General features: G+C 63.7%; 20 protein-coding genes, 1 tRNA gene and 1 pseudogene. 10 read left to right on the forward strand and 12 right to left on the reverse strand.

The window, feature by feature from the left end:
* Nucleotides 1–167: 167 nt before the first annotated feature.
* The 3 genes from AC1RM6_RS29505 to AC1RM6_RS29515 are packed head-to-tail and all read right to left on the reverse strand — an operon-like array spanning nt 168 to nt 1,908.
* On the reverse strand, nt 168–344 hold the full coding sequence (locus AC1RM6_RS29505; protein ID WP_493108089.1) for a Trm112 family protein: 177 nt from the start codon (nt 342–344) through the stop codon (nt 168–170).
* 24 nt (nt 345–368) lie between these two features.
* Nucleotides 369–995: an LON peptidase substrate-binding domain-containing protein gene (locus AC1RM6_RS29510; RefSeq protein WP_493108091.1), complete on the reverse strand. Its 627-nt coding sequence runs from the start codon at nt 993–995 to the stop codon at nt 369–371.
* A gap of 16 nt (nt 996–1,011) precedes the next feature.
* Nucleotides 1,012–1,908 (reverse strand): tetratricopeptide repeat protein, encoded by an 897-nt coding sequence (locus AC1RM6_RS29515; protein WP_493108093.1) that lies wholly within the window; start codon nt 1,906–1,908, stop codon nt 1,012–1,014.
* 174 nt (nt 1,909–2,082) lie between these two features.
* Here AC1RM6_RS29515 and AC1RM6_RS29520 point away from each other — a divergent pair.
* Nucleotides 2,083–2,157: transfer RNA gene (locus AC1RM6_RS29520), tRNA-Gly, on the forward strand.
* A gap of 138 nt (nt 2,158–2,295) precedes the next feature.
* On the opposite strand, the gene AC1RM6_RS29525 is transcribed toward AC1RM6_RS29520, so the two are convergent.
* The 5 genes from AC1RM6_RS29525 to AC1RM6_RS29545 form a co-directional block, all read right to left on the reverse strand.
* Nucleotides 2,296–2,562: a helix-turn-helix domain-containing protein gene (locus tag AC1RM6_RS29525; protein ID WP_493108096.1), complete on the reverse strand. Its 267-nt coding sequence runs from the start codon at nt 2,560–2,562 to the stop codon at nt 2,296–2,298.
* Entirely contained in the window at nt 2,559–2,951 is a 393-nt protein-coding gene (locus AC1RM6_RS29530) for a CopG family transcriptional regulator (RefSeq protein ID WP_493108099.1), read from the reverse strand. The genes AC1RM6_RS29525 and AC1RM6_RS29530 overlap by 4 nt, the downstream gene beginning before the upstream one ends.
* Nucleotides 2,952–3,023: 72 nt before the next feature.
* Nucleotides 3,024–4,982: a relaxase/mobilization nuclease RlxS gene (rlxS, locus tag AC1RM6_RS29535; RefSeq protein WP_493108103.1), complete on the reverse strand. Its 1,959-nt coding sequence runs from the start codon at nt 4,980–4,982 to the stop codon at nt 3,024–3,026.
* A 453-nt stretch (nt 4,983–5,435) separates the two neighbouring features.
* Nucleotides 5,436–6,356 (reverse strand): HEPN domain-containing protein, encoded by a 921-nt coding sequence (locus tag AC1RM6_RS29540; RefSeq protein WP_493108105.1) that lies wholly within the window; start codon nt 6,354–6,356, stop codon nt 5,436–5,438.
* Between the two features lie 423 nt (nt 6,357–6,779).
* The gene (locus AC1RM6_RS29545) at nt 6,780–7,508 is read right to left on the reverse strand and encodes a hypothetical protein (RefSeq protein ID WP_493108107.1); all 729 of its coding nucleotides are present in this window, start codon (nt 7,506–7,508) and stop codon (nt 6,780–6,782) included.
* 428 nt (nt 7,509–7,936) lie between these two features.
* On the opposite strand from AC1RM6_RS29545, the gene AC1RM6_RS29550 reads away from it, so the two are divergent.
* From AC1RM6_RS29550 to AC1RM6_RS29585, 8 genes and pseudogenes are all read left to right on the forward strand, one after another.
* Nucleotides 7,937–8,116, forward strand: a complete 180-nt coding sequence (locus AC1RM6_RS29550; protein WP_493108109.1) for a hypothetical protein — start codon at nt 7,937–7,939, stop codon at nt 8,114–8,116.
* 202 nt (nt 8,117–8,318) lie between these two features.
* A complete protein-coding gene (locus tag AC1RM6_RS29555; protein ID WP_493108111.1) occupies nt 8,319–9,317 on the forward strand; it encodes a hypothetical protein in 999 nt (332 codons plus the stop codon).
* Nucleotides 9,318–9,409: 92 nt separating this feature from the next.
* Nucleotides 9,410–10,681 (forward strand): HEPN-associated N-terminal domain-containing protein, encoded by a 1,272-nt coding sequence (locus tag AC1RM6_RS29560; RefSeq protein WP_493108113.1) that lies wholly within the window; start codon nt 9,410–9,412, stop codon nt 10,679–10,681.
* A 217-nt stretch (nt 10,682–10,898) separates the two neighbouring features.
* Nucleotides 10,899–11,993: a hypothetical protein gene (locus AC1RM6_RS29565; protein WP_493108116.1), complete on the forward strand. Its 1,095-nt coding sequence runs from the start codon at nt 10,899–10,901 to the stop codon at nt 11,991–11,993.
* Nucleotides 11,994–12,237: 244 nt separating this feature from the next.
* Nucleotides 12,238–13,920 carry a phospholipase D-like domain-containing protein gene (locus tag AC1RM6_RS29570; RefSeq protein WP_493108117.1) on the forward strand — a complete coding sequence of 561 codons (1,683 nt, stop codon included), beginning with the start codon at nt 12,238–12,240 and terminating at the stop codon, nt 13,918–13,920.
* A gap of 98 nt (nt 13,921–14,018) precedes the next feature.
* A pseudogene (locus tag AC1RM6_RS29575) lies at nt 14,019–14,288 on the forward strand (SOS response-associated peptidase family protein); the annotation flags it as partial.
* A gap of 71 nt (nt 14,289–14,359) precedes the next feature.
* Nucleotides 14,360–14,578 (forward strand): DUF6961 family protein, encoded by a 219-nt coding sequence (locus AC1RM6_RS29580; protein ID WP_493108119.1) that lies wholly within the window; start codon nt 14,360–14,362, stop codon nt 14,576–14,578.
* Complete coding sequence (locus tag AC1RM6_RS29585) at nt 14,563–15,936, forward strand: competence protein CoiA family protein (protein ID WP_493108121.1); 1,374 nt, start codon at nt 14,563–14,565, stop codon at nt 15,934–15,936. The genes AC1RM6_RS29580 and AC1RM6_RS29585 overlap by 16 nt, the downstream gene beginning before the upstream one ends.
* A gap of 8 nt (nt 15,937–15,944) precedes the next feature.
* Here the strand turns inward: AC1RM6_RS29585 and AC1RM6_RS29590 are convergent, their stop codons facing one another.
* Nucleotides 15,945–17,255, reverse strand: coding sequence for a restriction endonuclease (locus AC1RM6_RS29590; protein WP_493108123.1), 1,311 nt, complete (start codon nt 17,253–17,255; stop codon nt 15,945–15,947).
* Entirely contained in the window at nt 17,147–18,250 is a 1,104-nt protein-coding gene (locus tag AC1RM6_RS29595; RefSeq protein WP_493108125.1) for an AlbA family DNA-binding domain-containing protein, read from the reverse strand. Before AC1RM6_RS29595 ends, AC1RM6_RS29590 begins: the two co-directional genes overlap by 109 nt.
* Nucleotides 18,251–18,339: 89 nt before the next feature.
* Here AC1RM6_RS29595 and AC1RM6_RS29600 point away from each other — a divergent pair, with 89 nt between their 5' ends.
* Nucleotides 18,340–19,317 (forward strand): hypothetical protein, encoded by a 978-nt coding sequence (locus tag AC1RM6_RS29600; protein ID WP_493108127.1) that lies wholly within the window; start codon nt 18,340–18,342, stop codon nt 19,315–19,317.
* Between the two features lie 4 nt (nt 19,318–19,321).
* On the opposite strand, the gene AC1RM6_RS29605 is transcribed toward AC1RM6_RS29600, so the two are convergent.
* The gene (locus AC1RM6_RS29605) at nt 19,322–20,344 is read right to left on the reverse strand and encodes an RES family NAD+ phosphorylase (RefSeq protein ID WP_493108129.1); all 1,023 of its coding nucleotides are present in this window, start codon (nt 20,342–20,344) and stop codon (nt 19,322–19,324) included.
* A 4-nt stretch (nt 20,345–20,348) separates the two neighbouring features.
* Nucleotides 20,349–21,290, reverse strand: coding sequence for a sce7725 family protein (locus AC1RM6_RS29610; protein ID WP_493108131.1), 942 nt, complete (start codon nt 21,288–21,290; stop codon nt 20,349–20,351).
* Between the last annotated feature and the right edge of the window lie 3 nt (nt 21,291–21,293).

The raw sequence follows: 21,293 nt of genomic DNA on the forward strand, positions 1-21,293 counted from the left end.
GCTTCAAAGGAGAATATCCATGTCACCCTAACACGACATCTTGACCCACAACTCCCCATGTGAGTGCGGGGCGACGAAGAAGAAAATGGAGCGCCCTAAGTCGGCGCCTATGGGCGGAGGCCGGGGCCGCCCAAGTCTCGTGCATCACCGGCCGATGCCAGCCGGCTTTACTGCCCGTCCAGCCGCCGCGCTTCCTCGACCAGCATCACCGGCACGCCGCCGCGAATCGGAAAAGCGAGCCCAGCCTGCTCCGACACCAGCTCGCCCGCCGCTTCGTCATAGACCAGCGGCCCGCGCGTCGCCGGGCACACCAGCACCGCGAGAAGCTTCGGATCGAGGCTCATTGCCCGACACTCACTGCCCGACACTCACTGCAACGTCGCGCCATCGTCGTCGCCGCGGCGGAAGAAGCCGAGAAACTGTGCGAGCAGGTCGGCGCGGTCGGCGAGGGTCTCGGCCTCGAGCAGTGCCTGCTTCGACGCGCTGTCGAACGGCGACACCTGCGAGATGCCGTTGACCAGGGTCTCGTCGTCCAATCGGCTGATCGCGGTCCAGTCGATCGCCACCCCGCGCGAATCGGCGAAGCGGCGCGCCTCGCGTTCGATCTCGGCGCGGACGATGCTCGGCAGCGCGTCGGGGGCCTCGTCGTCGGCGAAGCCGCTGATATCGCCCTGGATCTGACGGAATGGGGTGATCGCCGGCAATTCGCGCAGCAGCCGGAAACGCGACACGCCTTCGAGGACGATGTTGAAGCGCCCGTCGTCCATCCGCTGGACCTCGCGGATATGGCCGATGCAGCCGACGTCGAACAGCGGCGGCGGCTCGCCCGGGCCGCGCGGCTGGATCATCGCGATCCGCCGGTCGCGGGCGAGCGCGTCGGTCACCAACGCGCGGTAGCGCGGCTCGAAGATGTGCAGCGGCAGATGGCCGCGCGGAAACAGCAGCGCCCCGGCCAGCGGGAAGATCGACAGGCGCTGGCCTTCCTTGTGCGGCATCAACCTTGCCCTGCCATCAGGTGAACAGGATCGCCGAAAGCTTGCGCCGCTGGTCGCGCACCCACGGATCCTCGAGCCCGACCACCTCGAGCAGCTTGAGCAGCCGCTGGCGCGCGGCGCCCTCGTTCCAGTCGCGGTCGCGGGCGATCAGGTCGAGCAGCGCCTCGGCGGCGCCGTCGCGGTCGCCTGCCGCCATCAGCCCGCCGGCGAGCTCGTAGCGCGCGTCGAAATCGTCGGGATTGGCGGCGACCTGCGCCCTGAGGCCGGCGAGATCGTCGACCGGCTGTGCGTCCTTGGCCAACGCGATCGCGGCGCGGGCGCGGGCGATCGGCTGTTCCTTCTCGCGCTCGGGCGGCAAGGTGGCGAGCGCGGCCTCGGCCTCGTCGACCAGTCCGGCCTTGACCAGCGCGCGGGCATAGCCCGACAACACGTCGGCATTGTCGGGCGCCATCTCGGCAAGCTGGCCGAACACCGACAACGCCTGCTCGACCTCGCCGGCCTCAAGCGCTTCCTCGGCCATCGCGATCATCGGCGCGATATCCTCGGCCAGCGTGTCGGCATCGCCCTTGATCGGCAGCTGACGCAGGATCTGGTCGAGCATCTGCGACAATTGGCTCTCGGTGCGCGCCGGGGTCAGGTCGGCGACCAGCTGGCCCTCGAACAGCGCATAGACGGTCGGGATCGACTGGATGCGGAACTGCGCCGCGACCAGCTTCTGCTCGTCGACGTCGATCTTCTTCAGCACCACGCCCTTGTCGGCATATTTGGCGGCGACCTTCTCGAGCACCGGGGTCAGCGTCTTGCACGGCCCGCACCACTCGGCCCAGAAGTCGAGGATGACGAGCGAGGTCATCGACGGCTCGATCACGTCGCGCTTGAACGCCTCGATCGCCTGCCGTTCCGCTTCACTCATCCCCAACGTCGCCACGTGCGATTCTCCATGTGCATTTGTCGCGCCCTTATGTGGGGGGCGGGCGGTCTCTGCCAAGGGGTTGAAGATTCTTCGCCTTGGGGGGTTGCGCCCCCCGAAACCCCAAGCTAATAGCCGCGCCTCGACGACGGGTTAGCCCGCCGGTCGGACGCCAGAGCGGGCGTAGCTCAGGGGTAGAGCACAACCTTGCCAAGGTTGGGGTCGAGGGTTCGAATCCCTTCGCCCGCTCCAGTTTTCCAAAGGAAATCTGGCTAATTTTCTGCTTACCTGCTGGTTGATGCGCAGCCGGGTAAGCAATAGGTAAGCTGCGACGAGCGTAGTTCAGCGTGACTGCTCGCACTGCATCGGGCCGGTCTCCGTCCGCTCGTCTTAAAACTGAAGCGGCTTCTTCCAAGTAGATGCGGAGGTCGATTCGTATCGACGTCGCGAGGCCCACTCCTCTAGATCCGGGAAGGCGTAGAGAACGCGCCGACCGAACTTGAGGAACGGAGGACCACCGCCGCTGACACGCATTTTCTCCAGCGTGCGGGGCGAGAGATTCAGAAATCTTGCAGCTTCCATATTGGAATAAAACGGCGATTCTCGGTGCGCGCGGTCGGCTCCATCACCAAGCGGCGGCCTTTGATTCCGGCTCATTGCTTGTTCTCCAGTCTCGGCCGCTTTGCGATCCTGTTCCCGACGATCTCGACAAATTTTTCGTAGCGAGCCCGCCCCAGCCGAGCGGTCTCGGGATCGAAGGGCGGCTGGTGCGCGACGAGGGTGAGCTGATGCAGGACGAACACCCCCAGCGCCTCGGACAACATCGCGCCCTGCCGCTCAATCCGCTCGATGGCGCGGCTCTGCCGGTCGAGTCGATTACCGAAGCGTTGGTCGAGTTCGCTGGCGCCTTGCCGGGCGAACCAAGCGCGAAGCGCGTCGGTGAGAATGCCCGTCTTCGACGCGCCGGGCTTGCTCGCGAGCGCGTCGAGCTTCTCCGATAGATCGTCGGGCAGATAGAATTGGTGGCGGGTCTTGTAAGTTTTCATGGGGCCGATGATGCGCGACCACCGCAATCCGCGACAGTTGCTCCATGACGCAGGACGACGCACCTCGCGCCGTCAGAGGCCAAGCCCGCGGCTTCGGCCGATCGTCCAGCTCACGTCGTCACCGCGCATGATCCCCTGAACCGCCCGTCCCATCTGCTTCTCCAGTGCGGGCTTCCACGGTAGCAAGGTGAACTCCCGGGACTTCTCGATCAGCGCAAAGCGCTTGTCGCCGATCCTGATGTTGCGAGTCAGCCTGCCCTCGACAGGCTCCCCATGCCGGGCTTCGGCAAAATCGAGCCCCAGTTCCTGGCCGAGCTGCCGGGCGGTGCGGGTCAGTTCGCGCCGCTGAAGGATCGCCATCACGTTCGCCCGGTAGCGGAAGGTCTCGCCATCCTGTTCGGCCAGTTGCTGCTCGATCAGCCATTGGCGGCGGATCGCGAGCGCTGCGCGGGTTTCGGCGCCGAAGCCGCGGCCGAGTGTCTCGGGTACGGGCGAGGTGATCTCCCGGTCGAGCCAGGTCACGCCGTCATGAGCGGCGAGCTGGTCGAGCGGCCGATGGCTCAACATCTCGATCGTGACCGGCGCCAGCTTCGACAGGCTGCGCTCATAGGCATGCGCCTTTTCCACATGGTCGGGGGCGATGATCCACCGCCCGTCGGGTTCGCGCGTCACGGCGCCCGTCCCTCGCCGGATCGCCTCAAGCCGGCGAACATGCGCCTGCGCATATTCCTCTCGGCCGCCGCGATCATACTTCAGGTGGATATCGACACTATAATATCCGCCGTTCGCCGCGGCGACCTGGGCCACGGTGCGATCGACCTGCCGGATCGCGACGGGACGCGGCGTGAGCTGGACGATCGCGCCCTCGCCGATCGGCTCCGGCGGCGCGACGCCGATGTCGGCATAATGGCTGCGGCCATCGATGCCATCGACGATCAGATAATGGCGATCCTCATATTCGTCGGACAGGCCGTGGGCGACCACGCGCCCGACGATCGGCGCCGCCTTCCCCTCGGCCGGATCGAGCACGGCATAATCGGCGGGTGACACGCTGCGGGCATGATTCCGCATCTCCCGGTTCAGGGTCGCGATGATATCGCCACGCCGGCCCATCGCCTTCAAGGTTTCCTCCAGCCGCTCGTCGAACCGCCAGCGACCCTTCCGCTCCTCCACAGCCAGCCCCATCCGCCCGAGCGTCTGGAGGCGGCCGGCCCGGAAGGCTTGCTCGATCCCGCCATGGTGTGACGGCGATACCAGCGCGTCGCCGTCGATCGCGTTGATCAGCCGGCGGTCAATTGACGTGAAGCGTTCCTGCGTCATCTCACGGCGCTCGGCCGCCATAATTTCCTGATCGGTGCGGGGGCCGAGATCGAGATTGACGATCTCGGCCGCACGCTGGCGAAAGCCCTGGGTCATATATTCGCGGGCGATGATCAGATCCTTGCCGCGATCGTCCGTCCCTTTGACGATGACGTGGCTGTGCGGATGGCCGGTGTTGAAGTGATCGACCGCCACCCAGTCGAGCTTCGTCCCGAGATCCTGTTCGGCCTGCGCCATCAGCTTGCGGATCATTGGCTTGAGGTCGTCATATTCGGCGCCGTCTTCGGCCGCGACGATGAAGCGGAACTGGTGGCGGTCGTCCTGGCCGCGTTCGAGGAAAGACCTGCCGTCGATCATGTCGGCGTCGGGGCCGTAGAGCGCACCGCGTTCGCCCTCCCGCGTGGTGCCGTCGCGCTGCAGGTAGCGCAGGTGGGCGACGGCGCCGGTCGCCCCCTTGCCGGCGAGCTTGACGATCCGCGCCTTGACGATGACGCGGCGGGCACGCCGGCTGGTGAAGCGGTCGGACGATCCGAGCAGCCGGCCGATGCTGGCACCACGGCCGATGCGACTGCCGTCGAAGCGGCGGCTGCCGGTTCGGCGAACACCGCTCGCCAGGTTGGTGGCGCGGCGGACTTTGCCGGCGAAGGAGTGCCAACCGCCCTTGTTGCCGACATGTCCGAGCCACAGTTCGAAATCCTCGTCGCCGGCCATCGCGAAGCGTCCTTATCCCTTGGAAAACCAAGGATGATGGAAGCATCAGCGCCCTCTTCAAGCGCCTCCATCATTCAGGCCCGGAACATGGGCATTCCGGCAAATGTCGGAGGCAAGGCCGGAATCATGCCTCCACAAACGAAGACGTGCAGACAGCGTTTCCGGCCTCCCGTGGAGGCAGGGCTTTCATCTTGCCATACCTTTTCTCCGCCATTTTCTGCGCCTTCTTACCTCAAGAAGATGTCAATGGCCGGCCGTGGACACGGTTCCAGACACACCTTTTACCGGCGCGACCGCAACCTCGCGCCGATTGTCCGCAAGATTTTGCCGATGCGGCGCCATGGTCTGCCGACACCGACATTAAAAGGGACCGCGCGAAGCGCGGCCAAAATGAGCTGGCTGGGGGTGAAATTCAGGAGGAAATAGAGGTGAAGGATCGCGCCTGATGCGCGATCAGGCGGCCTTGGCGAGGGTGTCGATCCGTTCCAGGCACAGCTCGCGGATAAGGGCTGCCAGCATCTCGACGCGCTCGCCGAGCCATGCCAGTTCCTCATCGGTGATGCGGTACTGGCGCGAATATCGGGCCTTCACATAGGCCTGCCGCAGCAAGTCGTAACAGCGCCGCTGGAACTTGTTTTCGTTGGGCCAGACGTCTTTCAGACGCGGCTCAAGCTGTTCGGTCTGCGACCTCAGTCGGTTCAGATTGTGGGTCTTCGGGCTGTACAAAGTGCGGACGAGAAGCACGCAATGATAGAGGCGTTCGGCTGCCTGATGCATGTCGAAAGCGGCCTCTTTCAGATAGCCTTTCGCCAACGCCGTCTTTGCCATCTCAAACCGACGAACGGCGCTTTCGTACCAATCCTCATAATATTCCCGCGTCTCCTTGAGCGCCTGTTGTGGCGTCAACGGCTGCGGCTTTTCGAACCGCACGCCGGGTTCGGAATAGAGCAGGATGCCCTCGTTCACGATGTCGATGAAGAAGTAGCGCCCAAGCCTGAGCTTCTCGTTCACGTCGTCGATGCTGTGAAAGATCGGGCTGACCTGCGTGCGCAGTCGCGTGCCTGACGACAGTTCATCGAGCAGCCGGTCCTCGGTCTTCAGCCAGAATTCCGGGACGTTTGTGAGGTCTTCGTGATCGACCACGACGAGGATATCGTAATCGGAGAAATAGCGTCCGACTGGGTCTTCGACCCAGTCCCCGCGCGCATAGCTACCGAACAGGATGATCTTGAGAATCTTGCCATCACGGAAGCGCTCGGCCTTCCGCTCGGCAATCGCATCCGCGAAGCCGTCGCGGATCACCTGCAACACGAAGTCGAGCTCGCGCCGCTTGCCTTCGGGCAGGTCTACGTCCTTGGCGGTGATCGGCTTCATAGGGTCAGACTCGCGCTATTGGCGGGGATTGCCAAGTGAATTTGCGGCATCGACCGGGGCTTGCTCGGTGCGCTACCTCCGCCCGCTTCCGCCAAAGACGAGCGCTTCAGGACGAACAATGCCGAACTCGCTGACCAGATCGCCGCCGCCCAACCATTCTGGCCGCGATGGGCGAATGGCGTGACAGAGCCAGATGTCTCGCGATCATGGACTATCCGGGCTTTATCGCATTCACCTTCCAGTTTCCGCGCGAGGAGCAGCTTGTCGCGGCTACCCGTGCCTATGTCGCCGATCAGCTCGGCCAGGGCACTGGATAAAGCCACAGGGTTATGCGGTCGATGCGACGGCCCGGCGATTGCCATCCGAAGGTTGATCTTCAGCCCGCCAGAAGTGTGATGACCGCGCTGATCCCGAAAACGTCTGTCAGGGACGGGTGAATGGGGTTGGCAGCGCGGCCAAGCGGCTTGCACCGAAATCCTCGGACACGGCGGCTGAGGTGTGGCGATCGGATGGCGTCTCGATCGCGGACGCTAGATTCTGGGGCACTGTCGCGCGAAACTCTGGGGTCGGCGCCAACAGCTGATGGGCCTGGATCGCGATGTCGAGCGTCACCTTATTCCCCTTGAGGCATTCGCTTGCCAGAGCATCGGGCTGAACCAGCGCCTTGGCGAGATCGACGCGGATCTTGTTCTTCAAGTCCTTGTCGGTCAGCTTATTATAGGTCGCGCTGAGGCCCTTCACGTTGAAGGCGCTCAAAAAGATGGTGGGTGCGATCGTGGCATGTCCCTGACGGTCGAGTTCGTGGTTGACCGCGAAGACCGCTAGCAACGCCTTATCCACCCGAAGGGCACGCATTGCCGCTGGATCGTTACGTGGCCTTTTGCCGGCCGCGAACTTGATTTGCTCCGGTGTCAGCTTCTCATGCCTGATGATGCTTCGTCCGGTATAATCGAGGAGCTTGAGGTTCGCGACCGCAGCCAGGTGATGGTAATCGACCGGGGTCAGGTCGCCCAGCATGGCACGCAACTCGGGGACATAGGCATAGACGCGGATGGCGGCCCAATCGGTCCACAGGCGGTCAAAACGCGGATCGATATCGAACCACTTCGTCGCACGCAGCGGATCAGCATAATCAGCTAGGTTGACAGGCATACGACCCCCTCGACGCGAACGTTTTCGCTCGTGTGCGCTTCTCTGGTCGGTGGGTACGCCCTGATAGCACTACGACTTAAATAATATACTGCAGTATATTAGGGCACTTGACAATGTGCCAGCGTTTTGGAGCCGATTCGAGCGTATTGCAACGACCGCACCCTAGTGAGTCTTCGCGCTTGATCCGACACTTTCAGACGACGACGTGCGGGAGCCTGTCGTTTTGCGCGATGCCGTTCCATCGCCAACGTACACGGTGCGCATCATGCTGGCGTGAGTTTGATCACCCCGCCGTAAGCTCGATCACGCTCCTTATTCTCGCCAGGTTCAAACGGCGACAGCAAGCATTTACAAGCTATTTGCCCAGATTATGCGCGCCCGCTCGGCGCGGCACGACCTCCGGACCGACCACGCACATGGAGGTTCCAATGCACGACATGATTGTTTCCGGCGCTTATCTAGCGAGCGCCGCCGCCATCACGGCGGCTACCGCCTTTCCCCGCAAGAATGCGACGATCCACAAGCTCCATGCCGACTATGAGCGCCGCGCCCACATCTTCTCCTGCGTGTCGCTGTCGGCGGCCTATCTGGTGCATGCCCTCACCTGATGCCGAACCGCACTTTCCCTGGCCCACGGCCCGCCGGCGCCAAGATCGCCCGGCGGGTCCGCCCATGATGCGCGCCGGGACTTGCGACAACGCGGCGGAGAAATGCTGCTGACCGGTTCAGGAGCGGCGTGTCTAAGATCCCGCGCTGTGCGTCAGAAGAGCCAATGCTAGCGTCCGGGGTATATTGAGCTAAATTGGCGGGATGGAATTCAAAAGGCGCACCTTATCGCAGATTGCCGACTTCATTTGCGGGAGTCGCGCCGACGACAGTGTCTGGGGGTATCGGAGCAGTCATTTTCTGACGACCTTCTTTGGGGATTGCGACACGGATTACGAGCATGACGGTTCGACGCGCGCGCTCTGGGTGATCGACGTCTTGACGCAGATACTGGCGGAACCAAGCGCGAATGCGCAGACCCCGCCGAACACCTTCGCGCGCGTCATTGCTGTCCTCATGGATCAGGGCGGCAGCCTGAATGAAACTGCCGAGCGGCCGGCCGCGCTAATGGCTCTGAACGCGGCGCTAGCACGGGAGGGGTTCGAGGCGTTCTACGCTGAAGACAAGCGCTGCTATTTGCGGCACGTTGCGACCAACCGCGTTGCCACGTTCCAAGTGGACCCGCATCGGCCCTTCTCGAAAGCGGAGGTCGAGCGTCGTGACCTTCTCGTGTCTTTCCTCGACCGGGCATCGGAAGATCAGCTGATCGAAGACGTGCTGCTGCCGCTTTTCCGGCAGCTGGGTTTCCATCGCATCACGGCCGCCGGGCATAAGGACAAGCAGCTGGAATATGGCAAGGACGTGTGGATGAAGTTCACGCTGCCAACCCTGCACGTTCTCTATTTCGGCATTCAGGCCAAAAAAGGAAAGCTGGACGCATCCGGCGTCACTAAAGGTGACAACGCGAACATGGCGGAGATCCACAATCAGGTTTATATGATGCTCGGGCACGAGATATTCGATCCCGAGATCGGGAAGCGCGTCTTGGTCGATCACGCCTTCATCGTCGCCGGAGGCGAGATCACTAAGGCCGCCCGAAACTGGATCGGCAATAAATTGGACGCCGACAAACGGAGTCAAATCCTGTTCATGGATCGCGACGACATCCTGAACCTGCACATCGCCAGCAACATGCCGCTCCCGAAGGGCGCGCTCCCGGCGACGAGCCCCTGGGACGAGATCGATGAGGACGTTCCCTTCTAGATGGTGAGCCGCCCGCCCCCCTGTGACAGCATCATGAGCGCCGACGTGCGTCGCGACGTGCGGGTCGATCCATGACGATGTCGGACTATGACATGGGCCGCGCCGACTGGATCGACATGATGCACGCCCAAGGTGCCGGCGACATCGATTCGGGGGACTCGCGGCATGTCTGCGGACGCTGCGTCGGGGATGAGGGTATCGCCGCTGCGGTCACTTATTTCGCCGACCAGAAGCGCTGCGACTTTTGCGGCACGCGGTATCGGTCGGACAAGACGGCACCGGTTGAGGACATCGCTCAGTTCATCATGGGATGTCTCCGCCAGGACTATGACACCCCCGAAAATGTGCTGTTCCTCGACAAGGAAAGCGAAAATGGGTGGGCGGGCGATACCGTCGATAAGCAGGATCTCCTTGGCGATTATGTAAATGTCGAATGGGAGCTCATGGAGGCGCTGCTCGGCTGCATCAGCGACGACAACGAATTTTGCGAGTCGGACCAAGCGCATTTCCTGCCGCACCGCCAGATGGCGGTCAGTTGGGGGAGCTTCAGCCGTTATGTGAAGCACCGCTCGCGCTTCATGTTTCTGCGCGAGGACGAAAAGCCGCGCGATTATGGCGACGAACCCGACGACGACTTCATCCCGATGTCGGCGATGCTCGAGATGGTCGGCCGCGCCGCAATTGCCGGGAACCTGATCCGTACCCTTCCGCTCGCGACGCGGCTCTATCGTGCGCGCGCGGTCAAGCCCGGTCGCCAATGGTTCACCGCCGCCGCCGACCTCGGCCCGCCTAAGCCGAGCGACACCGGGCCGCCGGCCGGCCGCATGAACCCAGCGGGGATCGTCACCTTTTACGGTGCGCTCGAAGCTGAGACCGCGCTATCCGAGGCGCTCAACAGCAACGGCCGCGTCTCACTCGGCTGTTTCGCTCCCAAACGGACTTTGAAAGTGCTCGATCTGACCGGACGCCGGCCGGTCCCCTACCACAGCATCTTCTCGGGTGTATCATCGACGGACCGGGGCTTACGCGGTTTCGTCGAAGCCTTCAGCGAGGACATTGCGCGGACCACCGCGCGCGACGGACGCGAGCATATCGACTATGTGCCCTCGCAGATCGTCACCGAATATTTCCGGCGAATCTTTACCTTTGGCGAAGATGGCGAAGAGCGTCTCGATGGTCTTCTGTACCCGAGCACGCGCAATGATGGCGGCCATAATGTCGCGCTGTTTTTCACTCGGCACGACATCGAGGGGATCGAGCGCCGGCGCGATCAGGCACTCCGTTTTTGCCCGCGCAGCACCAAGCGCTACGAGGTCCGCGCCCGCCGCGGGGTCGTGACAGGCTGGACCCAGATCACTGGCTGAACATGTGTCGGGCGCCGCCAGGATCGCGCACCGGCTTGCGGGAAAACCGCGTTAGCGCTATGTCCCTCGCATGCGCCGCTCCCGTCGGCGCGGCCGCTGCCATGGCGAAGGACTGTCGTCCAACGATAGGATCACACTCTCGCGACCGTATCCACGATGCCGGCCGCCAGAGACGAGCAGCGCGTCTCTACTTGGCCATCATCTGGAGACGACGCTCATGTTTTCGACCATCGACGGCGCCAAGGATCGCGCCAAATCCCTCAAAAAACAGTTCGACGATAGCGGTTTTGCCTTCGCGCTCGCCAAATGCCAGACCGCGATCGCCATCGCGGGCGGGTATCGCGATTGGCATGATCTGACCGCGACCTTGAAGGCGACACCTCGGCTCATCGTTGAAGCGCAATTTCGGCGCCGCTTGCTCACAGCGCTGCCGGCGCCCTGTCTCCCCGCTGCCCTGGCCTGGCTCGATGGCGAGCGCGCGGGGCCAAGCGGCGGCGGCATGACCCTGCGCTGGTATCGCGACATCTTTCCTTATTTCATGGCATCGGCCGCACTCCACCGGCGAACCGCCAGCCTCGCCCCAGGCTCGGGCACTGGGCAGCGGCTGCGCCAGGCGTTGGTTCTCAACGTCCTGATGAAGAGCGGGCCGCGCAATATCCTGCCGCGTCTCAATCCCGAAACATTGGCGCTGGTGCTCGAAGCACCGCTCGAGACATTATACCCCGACGAAATGGGGCATCCGCGGTTCGCGGTCGAGTTCACCGCGCTCGAACGCGAAGGCATCCTTGCCTATCGGCATGGATGCCTAGTCATCGCAGCGCCACCGCGCGACAAGGTGGACGCCTATGTTCTGCGGATGCGCGCCGAAAAGGCGGGTGGGTGGTTCGATAGCCCGGATGGCGAGGCGATGGGCGAGCTTGTCGACCTACTCGCGGCCGCCCGCATCGTCGATGCGCGCCGGATCGCGGCCGCAATCCTCGCCAAGGACTCCCCCGACCATCTTGTGTCGGTCGGCGCGGCCCTTGAGGTGCTGTCGGAGTTGGCTGAACAAGCCGACGTTGATCAGCTAGCGCGCGCAGCCGCAATCTTCTGTGCGATCTGGCCGGACAAGGCGGATCAGATTCGCTTTTCCATACCGGCGAAGATCGTGTCACGGCATCTGCTGCATGCGCGAAAGCTGGATCAGGGGAAGATCGCCCACTGGACGATCGCACGTGACGACTGGGCTGATCCGATCATCGCGGGCCTCGCCTCGCCGCACCTGTTCCAAAAGACTATCGACGCGATGGTCGACGGCATTGAACGTAGCTGATGGCAGGCTGCGCCAAATACTCCAAAGAGCGGATACACGGCCGGCATTCTCAGCACGAGCGCCGACTGTCTCGAACACCATCGATCTTACGACAAGCAACGCGCCGAATGGATATCCGATTCTGTAGAAATACGCACTACACCGGAGCCGTTAGGTCATCTTCTTGACTTGCCATTCATCCTATAAACCAACGATGATCTTCGCGGGGATGTTGGGGTTTCGACAGACATGAGGGGGGACGGTCATGACGATCGATGTTATCGCTTATGCGAATGCGGACGATGTCCTGATCGCGTGGGAGCCGCAGGCCTGGTCGGCCGACTGGGTCGGCTTCGCGCTCGAGCGGCGCGACGAGCGCACGGGCGCCATCACTCCGATTGCCAATCGCATCCCGCCCAAGTCAGGCGAGGCCCCGGTCGATCCGGGCGGCATCTCCTCGGCGCTCTCGCCGATCCGGCGCTGCCTCTGGACCGACCATGCGGTGCCCGCCACCCAGCGCGTCTCCTACCGGGTCTCGGCGATGCGCGCCGCCGGACAGAGCTTCGCGGTCGATCCCGCTGGTGTCTCCGACTGGACCAACGCGATCAGCGTCTCGGGCCAGACCGACAAAGGGGTGGCCGCTTATTTCAACCGCGGCACCATCATGTCGCAGGTCGTCAGCCATTTCGTGCAAGGGGATACGAGCCAGGCGACGCTACACGAATTCGTCTCGAAGCTCGGCGATCCGGGCTTCGCCGGCCGGCGTTATCTGTCGGGCGACGCCCGCACCCAGATGCTCAATTTCCTCGCCGACGCCGATCGGCGCGGCCACTCGATCTATGCCGCGATCTATGAGATCAATGACCATGAGTTGGTCGAGGGCCTGAAACCCTTCGGCAAGCGCGGCCATATCCTGATCGGCAATGGCGGGGCGACCGAAGCTTGGGTCCCGACCGACCTCCACACCGCCGGGCTTGAGACGCAGCATCGCGATCTGTCGAAGAAGGGCGCTACGTCGCCGAGCGTCCACAACAAGTTCGTCGTCGAAGTCGATCCGCAGGGTCAGGCGCTGCGTGTGCTCACCGGCAGCACCAACTGGACGGTGACGGGCCTGTGCACCCAGCTCAACAATGTCGTCATCCTCGACCGGCCGGCGATCGCGACGCGCTTTCTCAAGCAATGGCACGATCTCGTCGCCGCCGGCGACGATCTGCCCCCGGCCCTGGTCACCGCCAATGGCAAGGTTACCGAGGATGATGGCGTCGAACTCTATTTCGCGGCGACCGACAATGAGGAGGAGTTTGCGCCGGTCCGCCAGCTGATCCGCGAGGCCAAGCAAGGCGTGCTCTTCCTGATGTTCATGCCAGGCCAGTCGCCGCTCCTCGCCGACGTTCTCGACCGCGCGAAGGAGGACAAGGTCTATGTGCGCGGTGTCGTCTCGAGCGTGAAGGAGGAGGGCAAGAAAATCGTCCGGGTCGGGAGCGCCGTCGTCAAGACGGGCGAGAGCCCCGCCGACTTCCACGACGATGTCTTGGTGCCCTCGGGGATCAGTCCCAAGAATCGCCCGTCCTGGGCCGAGCTCGAGTTCAACGTCGCCCAGATGCTCCAGGAGCATATGATCGCGATCGTCCACTCCAAGGTGATCCTGATCGATCCCTTTTCCGACGACTGCGCGGTGGTCACCGGATCGCACAATTTCTCGGACTCGGCCTCGCAGCGCAATGACGAGAATCTCCTCATCATCCGCGGTGACCGCGCTCTGGCGCAGGCCTATGCCGTCCACATCAACGGCGTCTATGACAGCTACTCGTGGCGCGCCTATCTCAAGCAGGACAAGGCAAACGCCGACGTCATCTACAAGCCGCTCGATGGCTGGAAACCCGGCGGCGGCCGCCACCGCGAGCTCGCCTTCTGGATGACCGAAGCGCTGGCGGCAACGCGTGACTGATCCGACGCCGGCACCTGTGCCCGCACCCGCACCCGCACAGGGCGTCGAGGCGGTCGAGAAGAAGGTCAACCGCGTCGCCGAGCTGTTGAAGTCGCTCGATCCCGGCGTCCGAATTCCATGTCACGACCGACAAGCGCAGCTATCGTTTCGCGCTCGAGGACGGCAACTCGTTCTATCTCGCCGGCATCTACCGGCCCGCGACGATCGACAGGCCCGAAAGCTATGCGGTGCTGACGATCGAGGCCAATCCCGATGTCGCGCGCTATCAGGACCGCCAGGGAGCAGTGCTGTTGCGCCGGCAGAATATGGACTGGCTCGTTCTCACCTTTCCGGAAGCCGATCTGCTGAAACCGCTGCCGGCGCGCAGCTTCGACGTCGAAGAGATCGGCGCGCCCAAGGGACGCGCGGGAAACCCCGGCCAGAGGATGCTCGCGCTCTGGTGTTGCCGGACGCTCAACGCTGGGCCGAAGCGCTGGCCGTCCAGCGTCGCGATGGCGCCCAGGCCCCGCTTCACGTCGCCGAGCGTTTCGGTGCGCTGGCCTTGGCCGATGATAGGACCGGGATCGAGCGGTGGCAGGCGATTGCCCGGCGACTGGCACAGCTTCAGGCCCTGGCAGGCCGCCTTGACAATGACACAGCGCAATGCGCCGTACCGTAGAGATCGCCGATTTTGAATGGCCGCGCGGGCCGGTACCGATCGCGACGCTGATGGCGCTGCCGTCCGACAGCTGGGTGCATCTGCGCACTGAGATCAGCCGCCGCCGTCAGACTGATCCCGACCGGCCGCTCGCACGCTGCCGCTTGTGCAAGGGTCCGGTCTATATCCGGTCCCAGTTCGCCAATGACGAGCATCTGCCCTTGTTCGCGCATTATGCTGACGCGCCGGCCGATTGCCCGTGGCATCAGGGACCCAATATCACCCCCGACGATGCTCGCGCCGCGCAGTATAAGGGCCAACAGGAATCCGCGCATCATCGCTGGCTGTGCGAGACCATTGCCGATTTTGTCGGGCGCGATCCGCGGGCCAGGACGATCACGGTCGAAACCTATCGGCGTCCCGAGATCCACAGGCGCGGCCGCTTTCCCGATGTCTACGTCGAGTTGGAAGGCCTTGGCCGCTTCGCGATTGAGGTCCAGCTGTCCAAGCCGTTCGCGCCCGAGATCATCGCGCGCGACCTCCATTATGAGGCCGAAGGCGTCCATCTCCTGTGGGTGTTCGAGACGCTCGACACACCGCTGCCGCAAGGCTTTCAGGATGTAATCTTGCTCCAGCGCGGCAACGCCTTCCAGTTCGACGCCGCCGCGCTGGCGGCGTCGGTCGAGGCCGACCGCCTGCGCTTGACCTGTCTGCGCGACACCGACGCCGGGGGCTGGCTCAAGCCCAGGATCATCACGCTCGATGAGCTCGACCTGACGGGTCGCGCGGTGTTTTTCGAGGATCGGCGCAGCGGCCGGTTGCTCGATTTCTGCAAGGCCGGCCGCGACAAATGGTGGCAGGCGTTTCGGGCCGCCCCGCCCGAGGTCGATGATAAGGCCTTCCATGATCCGGCGTTCGGACCCGCCTGGGATTCGATCAAGGGGTTCGTCCCGTCGCTCGTCGAATGGAAGCGGCAGGTCTGGGCCACCGATTGCGTCAAAGGCGACCAACTGTTCGCCGAACTCGCCGCCATCCTCTTCTCGATCGCCCATAGCGCAGCGATCGGCAAGGAGGTGCTCCACATCACCCGCTACACCCAGGAAGGTCGGCTCGTCGCCATGCTCAACGGCAAGCTGAGTGCGGCCTTCCACTATCCGTTCGCGCGGATTATCGAGACGATGCTCGAGGGCACCAAGATGCGTGATCGCCTGTCGCGGCCGTCGCTACGCAAGACGATCGACCAGGCGAAGACTGTGCCGCAGATCGGCCCGGGCCATGCCGTGTGGGAGGGCGTCACCCGACTGTTCCCCGAGGTGTTCGACGGGCTCAGGCGCGCCGAACTCATGGACCTCGGACAGCTGCCCGACTGGGCGCGCTGAGCGGGACGTCAGTCCATATGGTTGAAGCTGCAGGGCGCGCCGTCCCAGACGTGATAAAGATGATTGCCGTCCCAATAAGACACCTCGCCGTTGTCCCCGACGCTGCGGCGCGCGCGCCACACGGTGTCGGGCCCGAAAAGCGCCAGAGCGGATTCGTCGAGACGCGGGATCTCCGCGCCGACCCACACGCCTTCGCTGCCGGGCAGGATGCTGTGCGGCAGCCCCATCAACAGCGCTGCGTGCTTCGTCTCCTTGATGACGAGCGCGAACCAATTGCGCGTGATGTTCCAGCCCCCCGTGGCATGGATGATGCGCGGGTCGCGGCGATCGCCGATGGTCTCGAGCAGCCAGCGGACCTGGTCGCGCGCGACGAGGCTCGACTTGTCCCGGATGATGCCCGCCTCCGCTTGACCACACCATCGCACGACGTCGGTCCCTTCGGCGAGGTCCAGATAGCCACCGGTCCGCGCCGCCCAGTTGCGCGATACCGGCGCATAGCTTGAGGTCGTGACGAAGAGCGTTCGGCTCGCGCCCTCTAGCTTGCCGACGCCATAGAGCGCCGCGACCTCGGTCTGGTTGATCTTGCGATGCGGCGCGAAGCGTTTGGCCTGGACGATGGTCAGGACATCGCCGAGCGGCGCGCGCTGGACGAGCCTCAGATCGATCCCCTGATCGCCGCGACCTGGCCCGAGGATCGCCTCGAACCCCTGCTGCTGGAAGATGCGGAACAGAAGCGTCTCGAAGTCGCGCCAGTGGAGCCGCTGCAGATCGTCGGGTCGCCGCGCGAACTGCGCGTAAAGCTCCTCATAGACGTCGGCAGTGTCTTCCTCGATCAGCCCGCACACCCATTGCCAATGAAAATAGGAGGCGAAAGCGGCAGCGAGGTCGGGGTCTTCCGCATAGAGCGCCATCGTCACGCCGTTCAGATTCTCATAGCTGTAGCCGAGCGCGTCGAGCAGATCGTGGAAGGCTGGCTCGAGCCCTTCCGCATCCTCACCGCTCAGGACCTGATAGAGCGGTCCCTCGCACCAGATCATCGACACGATCGGCGGGTCTTGGGGCTCGCCCTTCACATGGCTGAGATACGCCTTGAACCCGCAATCGAACCAGAGATCATTGGCTTCCAGCCAGCGCTGGATCGCGGTCTCGAGCCGCACGATCTCCTGGGCGAGCGCCTCATCCGTCCAACCACCGACCGGCGGCACGGCCCTCACTGGTCGATCCCGAACAGCCGTCTGAAGCCATCGACGAAGGGTTCGAGTGTCTTGGCGTCGATCGTCTCGGCGATCGTCTCGCCCAGATAGGCGGTGTCGCGCCAAGCCATGTCGCTGCGCTCATGATGGTCGAAGATGATGCGATAGCCCTTCAGACCCGTCAGGGTCAGCATCACCACCCAGGGGCCGCTCAGGCCCTTCGACTGCAATCGTCCGATTGCCGTCAGCACATGGCCGATCAGATCGTTGAAATATTTGGCCCAGACCAGCGGCTCGCCATTTTCGGCATGGCCGATCACCCAGGCGAAATCGATATAGCCGCGGCGATGGTTGACCGAGAAGGTCCGCACCTCGCCCTTGGCATCGATCGGCGAATGGACGATCATCCCTTCGAGCGCGACCGCCATCTCGGCGCCGCCCATCGTGATCCGGGGCGGAAGGAAGGCGTTCTGGCGGGTGGTCAGGATGTCGTGGCGCTCGCGCAGCACTGAGAGCGGCGCGACCGTCGCGATCGCCGCAGGCGTCGAAGCAAGCCGGAAGGGCATGTCCTGGCCGGCCGCCGCAGCGATGGCCCCCTGATGGAGCGCGCGAAGATCGCGCGGCATTGCGTCGGTGGCGGCGAAGGCGGCGCGAAGCTGGTGGGCATCCATATCGAACTTCCCCCGGTTGTTGCGTGCGACAAACCGCGTGATCCCCTGATGATAAACGCGGTGGGGGGCGGCAAAGCTTGCCGGGATCCGGATCACGAGGACCGCGCCCGCCTGTCCATCGGGGACGGATGCGAAGCGCACATTGCCGACCCGCGGATCGGTCGAGCTGCGCAGCAAATTCTCCAGTCGCAGGATCGCATCGTCGATCGTGTCGGCAGGGATGGGCCGCAGGCCGCTCGCGACGCCGTTCGTCTCTTCCATCCCGAACAGCATGTCGCCGCCGTCGGTGTTGGCGAAGGCGGTGACGTCGGACAGGAACTCGCGCACCTCGCCATCCTTGCCGCCCGGCAGGGCCTGCTTGAACTCGAGACGCCGGTCCTCGGCGCGCTGTTGCGTAACGAGGTCCTGCAGATCGCCCCACAGGATCTGATCGATCGCCTTTTCAAGCATGGTGAGGAGAGACGATTCCGAGCATAGGGGATTGTAACGCATCCGGAATGCGAAGCTCAATCCGAATGCGGCCAAAGACCGGTGACGATATGACCAAGACCAATATGGGCCCGTTGCTCGCCAACGCGGTGGATTCGATCAGGATGGGGATCGAGGACTATGCCCTCGACACGCCTGCCCGCGCCCTGTCGGCGGTCCGCAACTTCTACGCGGGCGTCCTTCTCCTCGGCAAGGAAGCGCTGATCCGGGCCGCGCCGCACGCGGACCCCGATGTGATCATCGGCGTCCGCTACAAGCCCATGCCCGACGGCAAGGGCGGCGCGACCGTCGAGCTCGATGGCCGCAACACGATTGATTTCCGTGAGCTGGGTGAGCGGTTCAAGACCTTCCAGATCCCGATCAGCACGGCGGCGCTGACCGAACTCAACCGGCTCCGCAACGCGATCGAGCACAAATATACCGACCAGCCCGCCAAGGTCGTCCGCGAGGTCATCGCCCGCGCCTTTTCTGTGACGGTCGCGCTGTTCCACCAGATCGGCGTCCACCCGGCCGAGGTGCTGGGCGATGCCTGGACGACGCTCCTTAAAGTTCGCGATCTATATCAAGCCGAGCTCGCCCGATGCCGCGCGACATTGCATGCGGTGCAATGGGCGTCGCCCACCGTCGCTCATCAACATCTGCGCTGCACCGACTGCGGCTCGGAACTCGTCGAGCAGCGCGACCCCGACAATGGCGATCAGGCCGAGATGGATCTGGTGTGCCGAAGCTGCGGCGAAACGCTCGACTGGGCGGATACGATCGAACAAGCGGTCGACCTCGCTCTGGGGGCAGAGGAATATCGTCGGTACAAGGAGACCTCAGAGCCCGGGCCGCTCCTCGACTGTCCAGCCTGCGAACGGCACACCTATGTCGAAGATGAGGAGCGATGCGCGGTCTGTGGCGAAGGCTTCGACTGGGAGCGCAACTGCATGGTCTGCACGGCGCCGATCTCGATGGAGGATGCCCAGGCCGGTTTCGATGAAGGCGTGTGTTCCTATTGCACCCATATCGCCAACAAGGACGACTGACCGATCAGGCGGCGCCGACCTCCACGCTCACCCTGGTGATGTTGTAGAGCGTCACCGCCCCGCCGACCGCCGTGGCCGGATCGAACAGCGCGAGGTTGATCCCTTCGCTAACCGAGCTGCGATAAAGGACCCCGTCGAACCCCGACTTCTTGATGAACTCGCACAGATATTGGCTCGGGATATAATCGATGGCGGCGCGCTGCGGCAGCACCGGCCGCGTCAGCTCGCCGCCGAGCCGTTCGAGCAGCGGCAAATCCGCGCGCAGCTGGCCGATCTTGCTCGCATCGCCCAGGACGAAGGGCGAGACGAAACCGCGCGGGTTGCGCAGGTCGACCGCCCTGATGTCGGGGATGGTGAAGTCGGCGATGCAGGCGACCTCTCCGGTATGCGGCCGGATCTCGGCGGCCGCCGTGTCGGGCCGCGACCCGAGATAAAGATAGGGGATGCCGGCCGGATTGGCGCGCCCGTGCGAGGCGAGATGCTTGGGCGGCGCGTTCATCTCGCCGATCGGGAAGGCGTTGTCGCCTGTACGGATGCGGGCCCGATACCATGTTTTGGGAACGCTGGTCTCCAGCAGCATCGCGAGCAGGCCGGTGAGGCGCTCGCGGTCGATGTCCTGTTCGAGGAACCAGCGGTTCTGGAACATCATCTCGTCGCGCAGGGTCTCCCACTGCACAAGGCCCTCGCTGGTGTAGCTCGGCGACGGTGAGAAGGTCTGGCGGACGATATTGCCGTCGTCGAGGATCTCGCCGAGCAACTGGCTCGCATGCGCTTCGTCGAGCTTGTTGTCGGGGAAGAGCTGCCAGTCCTCCTTCATCCACTCGACCAGCGTCCGCCCGGCGGGATCGAGCTCGTAGACATTGACCAGCGATTCGAACTCGTTGGCGAGCGCCGTCGGGTCAACGAGCGGGACGTCGGCCGTCCCGCAAAAGCCGCACGTGCCGCTTTCCGCGCTCAGCGACGGGATGTGATCGGAGCGTAGCCAGCGATCATCGAAGCATTCGGGGCAGCACTTCTTCCTCGCCACGGGTCTAGCCGAGATAGGCGGCGAGGGTGTCGATGTGATGCTTCATCGAGAGCTTCTTCACATAACCGAGGCCCGGGAAATGCTTCTTCGCGTGGAGGTCGCGAAACTCCTGGATCGCGCTGGTCTCGAGCAGCTTCGAGTTGCCGGCGTCGAGTTTCTTGATGAGCTTGTCGAGTGCCTGCGCGAACTTGCCGGCCGGATCGGTCGGGGTGTCGTTGGTCGTCGAGACGAAATGATAGACGAACATGACGTCGTCATTGTCGGGATCGATATAGGTCAGGTGGATGGCGACCGCATAGGCTGGCCCGCCACCTTCCGAATAGACGTCGCCCACGATCAGGAAGTCGCCGAATCCCGCCATCCCAAGGTCGCCATAGGTGACATGGAGCTCGGAGAATTTCTCAGGCGAATTCTTGGCGTAGTCGGCATTCTTGCGGCGCTCGAAGCCATCCTGGACGAGGATGCGCGTGCCGCCGTTGAAATGCCTGCGGTAGAGCGTGTCGGCCGGACTCGACACGAAGACGTGGGTCGAGTCCTTGAGATCGTCACCGAGAAATTGCGCAAGCGCCTTGGGCTCATTGAAGCCGGCATGGACGAACGTCGGGTGGTGACCCTTATGGGTCTCGTAGCACCCCTTGGCGTCGTCGAGGCTGGTATTGCTGCGCAACAGGATCCCCGCCGAGATCTTGTCGTTGCCGATGAAGCCGCCCTGCAGCAACGCCGAGATATTGGCGCCGTCGTCACCATGGTCGCCATGATAGGGATTGACGATGACGATCGCGCGGCCGCCGGCGTCGCATATCGCCTTCAGCGTGCGCTCGAGGCCACCAAGCGACTCCCGCACCGGCTCGATGACGGGCACGAAATTGCGCTCGGCAAGGAGCGGCGCCATCTCGCGGATCGTGATCAGCTCGAACTGTTTGCCGCGGAAATAGGGATAATACATGCG

The sequence above is a fragment of the Rhizorhabdus sp. GW822-FHT03C02 genome, assembly GCF_058801765.1.